Genomic DNA, 14,433 nt, shown 5'->3' with positions numbered 1-14,433 from the left:
GGCGCGGCGATTTCGCCCCCTCGTCGCCGGATCGTGTTGCCGGCTGGGGGGCAAGCTGGTAGTTTGGTGGTAAGGAGCGTGCCATGGAAGACTCTTGCCCCATTGCCCCGGCCGATACCGCCATCGCCTCGCTTGGGCCGGCCAAGATCCCGTCCCCCTTGCCGTATTGCCGTTTCGTGGACGACAATTTTCGGGTCTCCATGGAGCTCGACGCAGCCGATTTCGGCGGCGTGCCCGGCCCGTGCCGGGCCGAGTTCGAAGTGGCCGGGCCGCGCGGCAACATCTACTACGACTCCTCCAAGGTCAAAGTCGCCATCGTCACCTGCGGCGGCCTGTGCCCGGGCTTAAACGACGTCATCCGGGCCATCGTCATGGAGTGCTGCCACAACTACCACGTGGCCGGCGTGCTCGGCATCCGCTTCGGGCTGCAAGGCTTCATCGAAGCCTACGGCTACGAGCCGGTGCCTCTGACGCCAAACGCCGTGTCCGACATCCACCAGTTCGGCGGCACGGTGCTGGGGTCCAGCCGGGGGCCGCAAAAGCCCGAAGAGATCGTGGACGCCCTGGAGCGCTTAAACGTCGGCATGTTGTTCGTCATCGGCGGCGACGGGTCCATGAAGGCGGCCCGGCGCATCCAGGAGGAAATCGCCCGGCGGCGCTCGAAAATCAGCGTCATCGGCGTGCCCAAGACCATCGACAACGACGTCAACCTCGTCACCAAGTCGTTTGGCTTCGACACGGCCGTGGAAAAAGCCACCGAGGCCATCCGCTGCGCCCATACCGAAGCCATCGCCGCCCTAAACGGCATCGGCGTGGTCAAGGTCATGGGCCGGGAATCCGGGTTCATCGCCGCCCAGGCCACCCTGGCGCTTAAGGAAGTCAACTACGTGCTGGTGCCGGAATGCGATTTCGACCTGACCGGGCCGCGCGGGCTGCTGCCGTCCCTGGAAGAACGCCTTAGCGCCCGGCGACACGCCGTCATCGTGGTGGCCGAAGGGGCCGGGCAGAAGCTTCTGCCCGACACCGGCGCGCGCGACGCCTCGGGCAATCCGGTTCTGGGCGACATCGCCCAGTATCTGTGCGGGGAGATCGAAGGCTATTTCCGCAGCCGCGACATGCCCATCACGCTCAAATTCATCGACCCCAGCTACATCATCCGGTCCGTGCCGGCCAACGCCAACGACCGGGTGTACTGCGGGTTTCTGGGGCAAAACGCCGTGCACGCGGCCATGGCCGGCAAGACGGGCATGGTGGTGGCGCGGCTGTTCGACCGCTACGTCCATCTGCCCCTGGACCTCGTGACGCTGCGGCGCAAAATGCTCAACATCGCCTCGGACTACTGGCGCTCGGTGCTCGAATCCACCGGCCAGCACGCCGTCACCCCCTACACCGGCGACCCGTCAGTGTTCTGCCCGGTGTAAGAGGGAAGAGTGCCTCCGGCGGCCAGGAGAGGCTCTGCCTCTCCTGGACCTCTCCGCTGGGGGCCTGAGGCCCCCAGACCCCCCACATGGGAAAGGGGGCGGCTGGCATTGGCCCAGCCGTCTCCGCCGACCCAATGCCCGCCCCGCGCCCCAACCCCCTTTAAACATTTCTTCATTTGGGGGGTCCGGGGGCCTCAGGCCCCCGGCCGCCGGAGGCATCTTCCTCTTCTCTTCTCTTCTCTTCTCTAATAATCCCACTTCCAGTTGACGCCCACGCCTTGTTTGTTGTCGACGCCCACGCGGCTGTCCACGGTGATGTTGGGCGTGACCTGCACTTCCACGGACACCGCGCCGCTTTGCGCGCCCATGCCTTGTTCGACGCCCACGGTCACGCCCTTGAAGATCTCCTTGCCGGCCTTGAGCACGCTGCCGGCCATGCCGGACTTGCCGGTGACGATGGAGAGTTGGTCCAGGCCCAGGATGCGCCGGGTGCGGGCCAGGATGCTGGTGGGCGTGCCGCCGGCGTAGATGGAGGCAGCGGCCTGGGCCAGCTGGGCGGCCTGGATGGGCGAGAGCGAGCCGGCGTTTTGGCCGAAGAGCAGTCGCGAGAGGATTTCGTCGCGGGGCAGTTGCGGCGTGGAGGTCAGGGTGATGACCGGGGCGTCGGCGTCGCCGGTGATGGCGATGCCGGCGGTGACGTTGTCCTTGGTGGTTTCGGCCCGCACGTCGAAGGTCGGGGCCGTGGGCGCGCCGCCGCTGAACGTCAGTTCGCCCTTGGTGATCTCCAGCGTCGAGCCGAGGAGGTCGAGGGTGCCCTTGTCCACGGCGTAGCGGCCGATGACGATGGGCGCGGCGGCCGTGCCGGTAACGGCAAGCGCGCCGGTCCAGCGCGACTCCAGGCCGAGGCCGCGCACGTAGACGGCCTGGCCCAGGGAAATCTTGAGGTCGAGGTCCACGTGGCGGGCCACGGCCGGCGGCGCGGCCTTGGCGGCCGGTTTTTTGGGCGCGGCCGGATCGTTGATGTAGGTGACCGGGATGACGGCCACGTCGGGCGGCAGGGAGGTGGGCAGGTTCACGTCGGCCGGGCCGATGACGATGTTGCCGCTGGCGCGCAGGCGCGAGAGTGTGCCGGTGACGGCTATGGTGCCGTCGGCGGCGGCGGTGGCGATGTCCAGGCCAACGACGCGAAGATGCGCCAGGGCGAGTTTCAGGTCCACGGGGCCGTTGACCGGATCGGCGATGCCGACCGTGCCGGAGAGCGTGAAGCGGCCGCCCCGGCCGTCCTCGCCCGAGGCCGAGGCGATGGTGAGCCGGCCGCCCGAGGCGTCGGCCTTGAGCACGACGTTGGTGAGGACCAGTCCGGCGTCGGCGTTTTCCAGCCGGCTGGCGGCCAGGGCCAGGGCGCCGGTGGCGGCCGGGGCGCTGAGCGTCCCGCCAAGGGCCAGATCGGCGGTGAGGCGGCCGACGATGCGGGTGTTGACCCGGGCTAAAAGGCCGGCGAAATCGGCCAGATCGGCGTCGGCGGCGATCTGGCCGGACAGCGCGCCGCCGGGCGGCAGGTCGCAGGCAAAGGGGGCCAGGGACAGGCGCATGGGCAGGCCGGCCGTGACGGTGACGACGTCGGCGGCCTTGCCGGCCTTGGGGTCCTTGGCGTTTTTGCCGGCCAGCCCGGCCGTGACGTCCAGGCGTGCGCCGTTGCAGGCGGCCTTGGCCCACAGGCTGACGGGCGGCAGGCTCTTGCCCTGTTCGGCGGCCAGCCGCAGCCCGGACACGCGGGTTTCGGCCGCGATTTGCGGCCGGGCCGGCGTGCCGGAAAGGGTGGCGCTGGCGGTTGCCGTGCCGTCGATGCCGGCCAGGCCGAAAAGCCCGAGCAGCGGCAGGGGAAAGTTGTCCACCGTGGCCTTGCCGCTGGCTTCGTTTGGCCCAAGGGTCCCGGAGGCGGTGATCTTGGCCTTGTCCAAGGCGAGGTTCACGCCCTCGACGCGCAGGGCGTCGTTGCCCAGGGTGACGGCGGCCGGTCCGGCCAGGGAAAATTTGCGGCCCTCCAGGCTGCCGGCCAGGGACTGCACGGCAATGCGGCGCTTGCCGGCCTCGGCCGGGGGCAGGCTCAGGCGCAGGCTGGCCTCGACAGCGGTCTGGCCGGCGAGCTTGCCCTTGGCCTCGGCCGAGACGGCCATGGCCCGGCCGTCGCCGCTGGCGGTGGCCGAAAGGGCGGCAAGGGACAGGCCTGAGGCTTCCAGTCCGCGTCCGGTGAGGTTGGCCTTGCCGCGCGGCGCGCCGGACAGGTCGTCCAGGGCGGCGTTGACGGTCAAACTGCCGGCGGCCAGCCCGGGCAGGCGCAGGTTGGCGGCGCTGAGATCGACGGTGAGGGATTGGGCAGCCCCTTTGCCCGGGCCGGCGGCGGCCGAGGCCGTGAGCTTGAGCGAGCCGGCCAGCGGCAGGCCGACGAAGCGGCCCAGGCCGGCCAGATTGCCGGCCTGTCCGGCGAGCTTGCCAGAGACGCGGCCGGTTGCCGTATCGATGTCGGCTTCGCCGGCAAAGGCGGCGTCCGGGGCGGCCAGCTTGAGGCCGGTGAGACTCAGGCGCGAGCCGGTCAGGGCGTAGGCGGCCTCGGCCCGGGCCGTTTCGCCCTCGCGCACGGCGGCGATGGTCGCCTTGCCCGAGGGACGGCGGGCGCTGTCGGCCAGACTGGCCTCCAGGGACGCTTCGGTGAGAACCAGTTCGCCCAGGCTCAGGCGCTTGGCTCCGACCGCGACGTCCAGGCGCGGCGAAACGGCCGGGCCGGAGATGGTCAGCTTGGCCTCGGCCGCGCCGGCGCAGGGCTGGCCCAGGGCGGCGGTCAACAGGGTCAGGTCCGGCGCGTCCAGGCGCACCTTGGCGTCCAGGCTGTCCGAGGCGGCGGTGTAGCCGCCCGTGCCGGTGAGCGTGAGGCCCTTGCCGGCCAGGGACAGCTCGGTCAGGCGCGCGCCCTGGGCCGAGAAGGCGGCCGTGAGATCGAGCTTGGGCGAGGGGCCAAGCAGGGCGGCCACCGAGGCGTCCAGGGAGCTTGCCGTGGCCGGGGCGGCCAGCTTGGTGAAGGAGGCGGCAAGGCTCGTCGTGCCGTGGCCGTCCGGGGCGGTGGTCACGTCCCCGGCCACGGCCGCGCCGCCGGTCAGGCGAAGGCCGACAAGCGAGGCCGCGCCGGCCAGATCGGCCAGGGAAACGGCCAGCCGGCCGCGCACGTTGCCGCCGTCGATATGCACCTGTCCCAGGGTCACGGTTCCGCCCTGGCCGGTCAGGGCGGCCTGGTCCACGTCCACGATCCAATCGGACGTCAGCATGCCTTTGGCGTCGAAATCCAGATTCTGGCCGGCCAGGGTGGTGCCGTCGGGGCCGGCCAGGCCGGCGAGCTTGCCCTGGGCGGCCAGGGTCGCGCCCGGGAAGCTGTTCGTGATGGGGGTGACGACCTGGGCCGAGGCCTTGATGTCGCCGTCGGCCAGATGCACGGGGCCGGCCCGGAAGCCCCGGGCCGTGGCGTCGGCGCTAAGAGACGGCCGGGACAGCGGGCCAGCGATGGTGAACGTAGCGCCGAGCCGGCCGCCCAGGGCCGAGGTCGCCAGGCGCGAGGCGTCGCTGATGTCGATGACGCCCTTGGCCGACAGGGCGTCGGCGTCCGGGTCCATGGTCCCGGACAGGGATACGCTGCCAAACGCCCCCGAGACTTCGAGGGTAGAAAGCTCCAGGGCGGAATCGGCCAGCCCGGCCCGGCCGGCCAGGACCAGCCGGCAGCGCGACCCCAGGAAATCGTCGAAAAAGGCAGGCAGCAGGCCGGGCGTGGGCCGCAGGCCGAGATCCAGGGAAAAGGCGGCCCGGGCGTCCTTGGCCAGGGGGATGCCCAGACCGAGGTCGGCCACGAGGAGATCGGCCGCGCCAAGGCGGGCGGACAGGCGGCCTTTCCAAGTGTCAAGCGGGCCGTCGCCCAGGGCTTCCAGGGCAAAGGGCGTGCGGTCGTCGCCGGCCAGGGCCGAGGCGATGAGTCCCCCGGGCGCGTCGGCGAGGCTCGCTTTCACGGCCAGCCGCCAGTCGGCATAATTGAGCGCCGCGCCGACAGACAGCGTCAGCGGCGCTTCCCCGTCCAGACGCTTGGCGGCCAGCATCAGGGCGGCCGCGCCCTGGCCCGACTCGGCCAGCCGGCCGGACAGGCTGATGATCGCGGCCTGGCCGGCCAGTTCCTTGTCGAGGATGACGCGGTTTACGGCCAGTCGGTCCAGCAGGAGGGGCGGCAGCCGGGGAAAGCGCGGCGGCCATTCGAAGGTGACCGGGACGCGGTGGGTTTCGGGGATGTCCGGGGCGCGGCGCAGGCGCACCACATCGGCGGCGATTTCGTGGATGACCACCCGGCCGGTCAGCAGGGCGGCCGGGGACCAGGAAAAGGCGGCGTCGCTGATAACGAGCCACGGCCCCTTGGCGTCGGCCAGGGCGAAGCGGCCGACCTTGAGGGAAAAGGGCAGCGTGCCCGAGACGTTGTCGATGCGGGCGGCAAAGCCGCTGCCGGCGGTGATGGCGCGCTCGGCCACCCAGGCCGCGCCGTCAAGCCCCCAAGGCGTCAGCAGCGCCAGCCACAAGGCGACAACCAGACCGGCCAGCCCGCCCAAACCCAGGCCCAGCCGACGCGGCCAACGCCGTCCCGCCCCCGGGGCCTTCCCCCCATCCTGATCTACATCGTTCCCCATACCCTGGCTCCCCCCGTCACCCCTTTGGGGGGTCCGGGGGCCTCAGGCCCCCGGCCGCCGGAGGCATCTTCTTCTTTCTCGTTACTAAAAAGATTGCCCGATGCTGCAATAGAACTGGGCGATGTCGTCGATGTCCTGGCGGCGGGCCAGGGGCGTGGCCACGTCCACGCGCACCGGGCCGACCGGGGTGTAGACCCGAAGGCCCAGGCCCGCGCCGAGCATGATGGGTTGGTCATAGGGGGGCAGGGCCTTGCCGAAGGCCGTGCCGCCGTCGAGGAAAGGCACGATGCCGACGAGGTCTGTGACACGCCAGCGCAGTTCGGTGGAGAAGGTGAAAAGCGACGCGCCGCCCACCGGCGTCTTGCCGCGCATGGGCCCCACGCTCTGGTAGGAGTAGCCCCGGATGGAACCGCTGCCGCCGGCGTACCAGCGCAGGTCCGGGGTGACGTTTTCGCTGTCCGTGCCGATATTGGCGCCGCCCACGGCCCGGGTGGCCAGGACGAGGCCGGGCTTTTCCAGGATTTTCAGATAGTGGGCCAGGGTGAATTCCGGGCGCAGGAAGTTGTCCGCGCCGCTTAAGGTCCCCCAGTAGGGGGCCAGGGAGGCGGTGGCGAGCAGGCCCTTTTGCGGATCGAGCACGTCGTCGCGGCCGTCATAGCCGAGTTCCACGGGCAGGAAGACGAAGCCGTAGCGGGCGTCGGACTCCCAGGGGCGGGACTCGTCTTCCTCGATGCGCGAGGCCCGGTAGCCCAGGCCCACGCCGCCCGAGACCGCGTCGGTGAACTGGCGGCGAAGCGAGGCCGTGGCCGTGGCGTTTTGGCCCTTGTAGGCTTTCTTGTCTTCGTTGGCGACCCGGGCCTTGGCCTTGAACAGGTCCTTGGGCGTCAGCGCATCGGGTTTTTCGAAAGCGGCCTCGGCGAACTGCTCGATGCCCGAGGCGCTGCCGGCCACGGCGAGCTTTTCTCCGCCGCCGAAAAGATTGCGGTGTTCCCAGCCGAGGTTAGCTCCGGGGCCTTCGTCGGTCTTGTAGTCCACGCCGCCCTTGACGGTGCGGTGCTTGCGTTCGGTCAGGGAGACCTTGATGGGGGCCTGACCGGTTGCCGGGTCCACGGCTGCGGTCTCCACCTGCACGGCGGCGAACAGCCCGGTGGCGTTTACGGCGCGGCGGTAGGTTTCCACGTCCTTGGCGTCGTAGGGCTGACCCTGTTTCCAGGGAATCATGCCGGCGAGATAGCTTTCCTTGACCGTGGTCAGCCCGGCGAAGCTGGTCGGGCCGAAGGTGGCCTTGGGGCCTGGGGAGACGGTCCAGACCACGGACACGGCGTGGTCGGCGAAGTTGGCCGTCACCTGTCGGTTGTCCACCTTGACGTCGGGCCGGGCCTCGTCGCGCAGGAGTTCGGTAATTTTCGTTTCGGCGTCGAGGATGGCCTTGGCGGTAAAGGGCGAAGGCACGGTCAGCCCCAGGCGCTCGGGCGTGGGCAGGGCCGAGGCGTCGCCGCCGTCCGGGGTTTTGAGGACCACCGAGCGCAGATCGAACTGGGGCCCGGGATCAATGGCGTAGGTGAGGACGGCCGGCGTGGCGGCGCTGTCCAGGGAGACGGCGACGGTGGCGGCGAAGCGGCCGCGCGACTGGAACACCTTGGCGAAGGCGGCCTTGTCTTCCTCGGCCCGGCGTTCCAGGAGCAGGGCCGAGTCCGGCGGCGCGTCGCGCAGGGCCTCGGCCTTGGAGACCTGATGCAGCAGGTCGAGAAGCTCGGGATCGAGCTGGCCTTCATAGCGCACGACATAGGCCAGTCCGGGCGGAACCTTGGCCTGCTCCACGCGGGTGCCCGCCCCGGCCGGGACAGCCAGACCGGCGACAAGGGCCAGGAGCAGCACAAGTCCGGCCAGACCCTTTGAAAAACGCTTCGTACGCATCATGGAAAACGCAGTCGCTGCCACGGTTCGATCCGTAACACGCCCCCCCGGCTCAAGCAACCGGGGCGGCCGGCAGCCGCCCGGCTTCCAGGCGTTTTTGGAGCTCCACCAGGACAAAACCGGCCGCGGCGGCGGCCAGGATGCGCAGCCAACTGGCCGCGCCAATGGGCGCTGCGCCAAAAAGGCGTTGCATGAAGGGCACGTAGGTAAAAAAGGCCTGGAGCACCACGGCCAGGGCCACGCCGGCCAGCACCCAGCGGTTGCCGGAAAGCGGCATGGCCAGGGCGGAGCGGGTAAGCGACCGGCAGTTGAAGAGATACAGCGCCTCCATGGCCACGAACACGTTGACGGCCACGGTGCGGGCCGCTTCCCGGCTGGCCCCGGCGGCCAGCTCCCATTCGTAGAGTCCGAAGGCGGCCACGAGCAGGGCCGCGCCCACGAGGAGCACGCGGCGGATGAGCAGCCCGTCGAGGATGGGCCGGCGCGGATCGCGCGGGGCGCGCTCCATGATGCCCGGCTCCCGGGGTTCGAAGGCCAGCATGAGGCCGAGGCTGCCGGCCGTGGTCATGTTGATCCACAGGATCTGCACCGGCGAAATGGGCAGGTCCACGCCGAGCAGCACGGCGGCCAGGATGACCAGCCCCTCGCCCAAGTTGGTGGGCAGGGTCCAGACGATGAATTTCGAGAGATTGTCAAAAACGCCGCGCCCTTCCTCCACGGCGGCCTCGATGGTGGCGAAGTTGTCGTCGGCCAGCACCATGTCGGCGGCCTCCTTGGCCGCTTCGGTGCCACCCAGGCCCATGGCCACGCCGATGTCGGCCTGCTTGAGGGCCGGGGCGTCGTTGACGCCGTCGCCGGTCATGGCGCACACGTGGCCGAGGCTTTGCAAGGCCTTGACAAGACGCAGCTTTTGTTCGGGAGAAACCCGGGCGAAGACGTGGGTCGCCTCGGCCAGGGCCGGAAGGTCGGCGTCGTCGGCAGCCTCGATGTCGCGGCCGGTCATGGCCCGGATGGGGGCGTCGCCGGAAAGGCCGAGCTGGCCGCCTATGGCGGCGGCGGTGGCGGCATGGTCGCCGGTGATCATCTTGACCATGATTCCGGCCTTGCGGCAGGCGGCCACGGCGGCCTTGGCCTCGGGGCGCGGCGGATCGATCATGCCGACCAGCCCCAGGAAGGTCAGGCCTTCGTCGCGGCTGCCGGGTTCGATGACGGCCGTGCCGGGCGGCAGCTCACGCCGGGCCAGGGCCAGCACCCGCAGCCCGCGCCGGCCCATGGCCTCGATGTCGCGGCGCACGGCCTCGGGGTCAAGCAGGCCGCCGGCGGCGTCGCGGCAACGCGGCAGGGCGGTCTCGGCCGAGCCTTTGAAATACAGCGTCGGCGGCACGCCCTCGCCCTCGTGGTGTAGCGTGGTCATGAACATGCGTTCGGACTCGAAGGGTTCGTCATAAAGGCGCGGCCGGGCGACGGCCAGGGCGTCCAGGGACAGCCCGGCCCGGCGGGCGGCCAGGAGCAGGGCGGCCTCGGTGGGGTCGCCGGTGAAAGTCTCGCCGTCCTCGGCCAGGGTCGCGTCGTTGCACAGGGCGGCGGCGGCCAGGGCCTCGGCCAGGGCGTCGCCGCTGTCCGACGGGCCGGCAAAGGTTTCGCCGGAAAGCGTCCAGAGGCCGGAAGGCAGGACGATTTCCACCACGGTCATGCGGTTTTGGGTCAGGGTGCCGGTCTTGTCGGTGCACACGACGGTGGTGGACCCCAGGGTCTCCACGGCCGGCAGCCGGCGCACCACGGCGCGGCGGGCGGCCATGCGCGAGACGCCGATGGCCAGGATGACGGTGACGGCGGCGGGCAGGCCCTCGGGGATGGCTCCCACGGCCAGGGCCACCGAGGCCATGAACATGTCGGTGGGGCTTTGGCCTCGGGCCACGCCCACGGCAAAGGTCAGGCCGGCCAGGGCCAGGATGCCGTAGAGGACGATGTGGGAGAATTTGGCGATGGCGCGGGTCAGCGGCGTGGCCAGTTCGTCGGCGGCGGCGGTCAGCGCGGCGATGCGGCCGATGGCGGCGGCGTCGCCGGTGGCCGTGACCACCCCCGTGCCCTGGCCGTAGGTGACGACCGAGGCGGCGAAGGCCAGGTTGGCCCGGTCGGCCAGCAGCGTGTCCTCGGGCAGGGCGGCGGCGGATTTGTCCACGGGCACGGATTCGCCGGTGAGCGCCGATTCGTCGATGCGCAGGCTTTGGACGGTGAGCAGGCGCAAATCGGCCGGGACCTTGTCGCCCGAGCGCAGGCGCACCACGTCGCCGGGCACGAGGTTTTCGGCGGCCATGACCTGCCAGCCGCCGTCGCGAAGCACTGCGGCCTCGGTGACCATGGACCGGGCCAGGGCGGACAGGGCGGCCACGGCCTTGGCTTCCTGGAAATAGCCGATGACGGCGTTGACCAGGACCACGCCCAGGATGACCGAGGCGTCCACGGGCTCGCCGAGCAGGGCCGTGACGGCTCCGGCGGCCAGCAGGATGTAGATCAGCGGCTGGTGGAACTGGAGGGCGAAGCGCTTTATCGCGCTCATTTCGCCCTTGGCGGTGAGCGCGTTTTTGCCGTAGCGGGCCAGGCGGCTGGCGGCTTCGTCGGCGGCAAGCCCCGTATCCTTCGACGCCAGGGCGTCCAGGGCGTCATTAACCGGCAGGGCGTGCCAGGGGCGGGTCGGCGGGGATTCAGGCATGGGTGCATCCTTGTGGGGCTGTCCCGAAAAGGGGGACGATGCTCCCTATGTGCCAGGATTCGCGGGGCGCTTCAAGCCCGAGGCGGGAAACAGCCCGTCATTGACGGCATTGCCGTCTTGACCCTGGCCGAACCCATGGCCTACTATGCAAGGCGATATCCTGTTGTCGCACATTGGTGAAAGGCTGGTGATCGTGGATACGCCCAAGCGCATTTTGGCTATTGACGACGAGCGCATCAACCTCCGGGTCATCGGGGGGTTACTGCGCAACCTCGGCCATGAGCCGATTTTGACCGAGTCTTTTGCCGAGGCCCAGCCCCTGCTCGATGCGAGCATCGATCTGGTGTTGCTCGACGTCATGATGCCCGAGACCGACGGGTTCACCGTGGCCCGGCACATCCGCGAGATGCCCGGGGTTTCCGACGTGCCCATCATCATGGTCACGGCCCTGACCAGCAAGCAGGACCGCCTCAAGGCTGTGGAAGCCGGGGCCAACGACTTCATTTCCAAGCCCATCGACCTCACCGAACTGCGGGTGCGCATGGGGTCGTTGCTGAAGATGAAGGAATCCCAGGACGAGGTGAAGCGCTACCAGGCCGAGCTGGAAGAGATGGTGGCCGTACGCACCTCGGCGCTCAAGATGGCCCTGGACAACGTCCAGGAATCCCAGCGCACCATTCTGGCCGCCCACCTCGAAACCATCCACCGCCTGGCATCGGCAGCGGAATTCAAGGACGAGGAGACGGCCGACCACATCCAGCGTATGAGCCGCTACTGCGCTCTGCTGGCCGCCCGGCTCGGGCTGCCCGACGCCGAGGTCGATCTCGTGCTTCAGGCCAGCCCCATGCACGACATCGGCAAGATCGGCATCCCGGACAGCATTCTGTTAAAGCCGGCCAAGCTCACCCCCGACGAGTGGGAGATCATGAAGCGCCACACCATCTACGGCGCGCGCATCCTGGGTGAATCGAATTTCGAGCTGCTGCGGGTGGGCGAGATCATCGCCATGTCCCACCACGAAAAATGGGACGGCTCGGGCTATCCCAAGGGCCTTGTCGGCGAGGACATCCCGCTCTACGGCCGCATCTGCGCCGTGGCCGACGTGTTCGACGCCTTGACCAGCCGCCGGCCCTACAAGGAAGCCTTTTCCAACGAAAAATCCCTAGACATCATGCGGGCCGGACGGGGCAGCCACTTCGATCCGCGCATTCTGGACGTCTTTTTTCATGATTTCGACAGAGTCGAGGAAATTCAGCGGGAATTCGTCGATTCCTAGCCCAAGGCCACGCCCTCCGTATCCATGAGCGCGCAAGCCAACAAGCCTTCGGTTCTCATCGTTGACGACGTGCCGGCCAACATCCGCTTGCTGGCCGACTGCCTGCGGGAGGATTACGCCATCCTCGTGGCCACGGGCGGGGCCGAGGCCCTGGCCCTGGCCAGGCGCGGGCGGCCCGACATCATCCTGCTCGACGTGGTCATGCCCGACCTTGACGGCTACGAGGTCTGCCGCCGGCTTAAGGCCGACCCGATAACCGCCGACATCCCCGTCATTTTCGTCACCGCCAACCAGGCTCCGGAAGACGAGGCCCATGGCCTGTCGCTGGGGGCCGTGGACTACGTCGTCAAGCCGGTCAGCCCGGCCGTGGCCCGGGCCCGGGTGAAAAACCATCTGGAGTTGCGCGCCGCCCGGGAGGCTCTGGCCCGGCAAAATGAGGCGCTCAAGGAGGCGGCCCGGCTGCGGGAAGACGTGGACGGCATCATGCGCCACGACCTCAAGGCTCCGCTGACCGGCATCATCGGCCTGCCCCAGATCATTCTCGACGAGGGCGGCCTGAGTGAGTCCCAGGCCATGTTTTTGCGGCTGATTGAAGAAAACGGCTACAAGATGCTTTCGATGATCAACCTGTCGCTGGATCTGTTCAAGATCGAGCGTGGAACCTACCGGCTTTCGCCCGAGCCGGTGGAGCTGTTGGCTCTGGTCCGGCGGCTTTTTGTGGAGTTCGCGGCCTTGGCCGGGCCGCGCAAGCTGGCGTGCGCGCTGACCGTGGACGGTCGGGAGGCCCGGCCCGAGGACACGGCCTATCTGTGCGGCGAGCGGCTGCTGCTCTATTCCATGTTGGCCAACTGCGTGAAAAACGCTTTGGAGGCCTCGCCGCCCGGCGGGCGGGTGACGGTGGACGTGGCGCCCGGCGAGCCGACGGTGTTGCGGGTGGTCAACCGCGGCGTTGTGCCCCCCTGTTTGCGGGGACGCTTTTTCAGGAAATACGCCACGGAGGGCAAGCCTGGGGGCACGGGCCTTGGGGCCTATTCGGCCCGGCTCATCGCCGAGACCCATGGCGGGAGCGCGCGCATGGAGACGTCCGACGAGGCCGACTGCACGGTGGTGACCCTGACGCTGCCGCGCGGCAATCTGACGGTGGTGGGGGAGACGCCGGCCGGCGTGCCGGTGATGGTCTGCCCGGCCTTGTAGCGCATCGCGCGGCGGGCCTGAACGGTTTGGCCATGACGGCCGCTCACAGTTTTTTTTGCCGTCCAACAGGCCGACAACGGCGATTCCCAGCCTGAGGCGGGCTGCAACCGCCTGCACTGCCAACCCACGCCAAAGCCCCCCCAACCCCTTTCCCCTTATCGGGGGGTCTGGGGGCCTCAGGCCCCCAGCCGCCGGAGGCATCTTCCCGTCTTTTCTTCGCTTTTCTTTCGCTATGCGGTGAGATTCAGCACAGAGCCCTTGGGCTGGTTGGTCTGGCCAAGGGGCAGGCTGCCGAGGTCGGCCGCGCCGTAGTTGGCGGAGAGGTAATCGTTGGCGGCCACGATGGCTTGGCTCAGGCCCTGGCGGGTGGAGCCCTGGTCGGTAAAGTTTGTGGCCAGGATGTCGGCCACGGTTTGGGCCGCGTCCGTGCCGAATGCCTTGGCCACGTGGGCCAGGGTGGAGGAGACGACGCCTTGGGCCTGCTTGACGGCTCCGGTTGCGCCGTTGGCGGCGTAGAATTCTTCCAGGTGGCCGTTTTGATAGTAGTCGTTGACTGCTTCGTTGAGCGCGCCGTTGAACTTGGCCATGGCCGCGTCGCCGGCGGCGATGCCGAAATTGCCGTCGATGAATTTGAGCGCCGAGACCAGGGCGTCGCCGAGCCTGTCCTCGCCGCCCGAGCCGTCGCCCACTTCCTTGAACATGATGCCCATGACGGCGGTGGCGGCCGCGTCGCCATGCTGTTTGCGCACGTATTCCACGGCGTCGGCCAGGGCGGCCTGCAAATCCCCCGAGGCGGCGGCGTTGACCCCGGCTCCGGCGTTGCTGCCCAGGGACGCGTTGCTGGCGATGGCGGCGTTGCTGGCCACCGTCGCGCCTTCGGCCAGGTTGATGCGGCGCATGATTTCGGCGGCGAACACGTCGGAGGTGGTGGACGGGGCCTTGGTTCCCGCGGTTTCCTTGGCCTTGTCCCCGGAGCCGAAGGTCAGCGAAAGATGGCCCGAGGCGGCTTGGCCGGACTTGGCCGCAGCCGACCCGTCCATGGGGGACAGGCTGGTGGAAATGCCGTGGGTATTGAAGGCGATCTGCATGGCCGACCTCGCTGACGTGGGCTTGCACGAAACTTATCGGCCCTTCCCGCCAAGGCTTTAGGGCGCATTGCCCATTGCCTCGAACCGGCCCGGCTGCTACCTCCCGGACGGA

General features: G+C 69.2%; 7 protein-coding genes. 3 read left to right on the top strand and 4 right to left on the bottom strand.

The window, feature by feature from the left end:
• Window positions 1–83 precede the first annotated feature (83 nt).
• Window positions 84–1,421 (top strand): ATP-dependent 6-phosphofructokinase, encoded by a 1,338-nt coding sequence (locus DMR_RS16820; RefSeq protein WP_015862189.1) that lies wholly within the window; start codon window positions 84–86, stop codon window positions 1,419–1,421.
• A 245-nt stretch (window positions 1,422–1,666) separates the two neighbouring features.
• Here DMR_RS16820 and DMR_RS16815 read toward each other — a convergent pair whose 3' ends face one another.
• From DMR_RS16815 to DMR_RS16805, 3 genes are all read right to left on the bottom strand, one after another.
• A complete protein-coding gene (locus tag DMR_RS16815; RefSeq protein WP_015862188.1) occupies window positions 1,667–6,133 on the bottom strand; it encodes a translocation/assembly module TamB domain-containing protein in 4,467 nt (1,488 codons plus the stop codon).
• Between the two features lie 84 nt (window positions 6,134–6,217).
• A complete protein-coding gene (locus tag DMR_RS16810) occupies window positions 6,218–8,053 on the bottom strand; it encodes an autotransporter assembly complex protein TamA (protein ID WP_043600960.1) in 1,836 nt (611 codons plus the stop codon).
• A 49-nt stretch (window positions 8,054–8,102) separates the two neighbouring features.
• Window positions 8,103–10,763: an HAD-IC family P-type ATPase gene (locus DMR_RS16805; RefSeq protein ID WP_015862186.1), complete on the bottom strand. Its 2,661-nt coding sequence runs from the start codon at window positions 10,761–10,763 to the stop codon at window positions 8,103–8,105.
• Window positions 10,764–10,908: 145 nt separating this feature from the next.
• On the opposite strand from DMR_RS16805, the gene DMR_RS16800 reads away from it, so the two are divergent.
• Together DMR_RS16800 and DMR_RS16795 are read left to right on the top strand one after the other, a co-directional pair.
• Window positions 10,909–12,039 (top strand): HD domain-containing phosphohydrolase, encoded by a 1,131-nt coding sequence (locus DMR_RS16800; protein WP_015862185.1) that lies wholly within the window; start codon window positions 10,909–10,911, stop codon window positions 12,037–12,039.
• A gap of 24 nt (window positions 12,040–12,063) precedes the next feature.
• Window positions 12,064–13,233, top strand: coding sequence for a hybrid sensor histidine kinase/response regulator (locus DMR_RS16795; RefSeq protein ID WP_015862184.1), 1,170 nt, complete (start codon window positions 12,064–12,066; stop codon window positions 13,231–13,233).
• Between the two features lie 230 nt (window positions 13,234–13,463).
• Here DMR_RS16795 and DMR_RS16790 read toward each other — a convergent pair whose 3' ends face one another.
• Window positions 13,464–14,321, bottom strand: coding sequence for a hypothetical protein (locus DMR_RS16790; protein WP_015862183.1), 858 nt, complete (start codon window positions 14,319–14,321; stop codon window positions 13,464–13,466).
• Between the last annotated feature and the right edge of the window lie 112 nt (window positions 14,322–14,433).

The sequence above is a fragment of the Solidesulfovibrio magneticus RS-1 genome, from assembly GCF_000010665.1.
GTDB classification, from domain to species: Bacteria; Desulfobacterota; Desulfovibrionia; order Desulfovibrionales; family Desulfovibrionaceae; genus Solidesulfovibrio; species Solidesulfovibrio magneticus.
This window is presented reverse-complemented; position numbering and strand designations above follow the sequence as displayed.

What these genes read in the sequence shown, in the direction of transcription:
- DMR_RS16820 (WP_015862189.1), top strand. Translation starts at nt 84, where the DNA reads ATGGAAGACTCTTGCCCCATTGCCCCGGCCGATACCGCCATCGCCTCG.
- DMR_RS16815 (WP_015862188.1), bottom strand. Translation starts at nt 6,133, where the DNA reads ATGGGGAACGATGTAGATCAGGATGGGGGGAAGGCCCCGGGGGCGGGA.
- DMR_RS16810 (WP_043600960.1), bottom strand. Translation starts at nt 8,053, where the DNA reads ATGATGCGTACGAAGCGTTTTTCAAAGGGTCTGGCCGGACTTGTGCTG.
- DMR_RS16805 (WP_015862186.1), bottom strand. Translation starts at nt 10,763, where the DNA reads ATGCCTGAATCCCCGCCGACCCGCCCCTGGCACGCCCTGCCGGTTAAT.
- DMR_RS16800 (WP_015862185.1), top strand. Translation starts at nt 10,909, where the DNA reads ATGCAAGGCGATATCCTGTTGTCGCACATTGGTGAAAGGCTGGTGATC.
- DMR_RS16795 (WP_015862184.1), top strand. Translation starts at nt 12,064, where the DNA reads ATGAGCGCGCAAGCCAACAAGCCTTCGGTTCTCATCGTTGACGACGTG.
- DMR_RS16790 (WP_015862183.1), bottom strand. Translation starts at nt 14,321, where the DNA reads ATGCAGATCGCCTTCAATACCCACGGCATTTCCACCAGCCTGTCCCCC.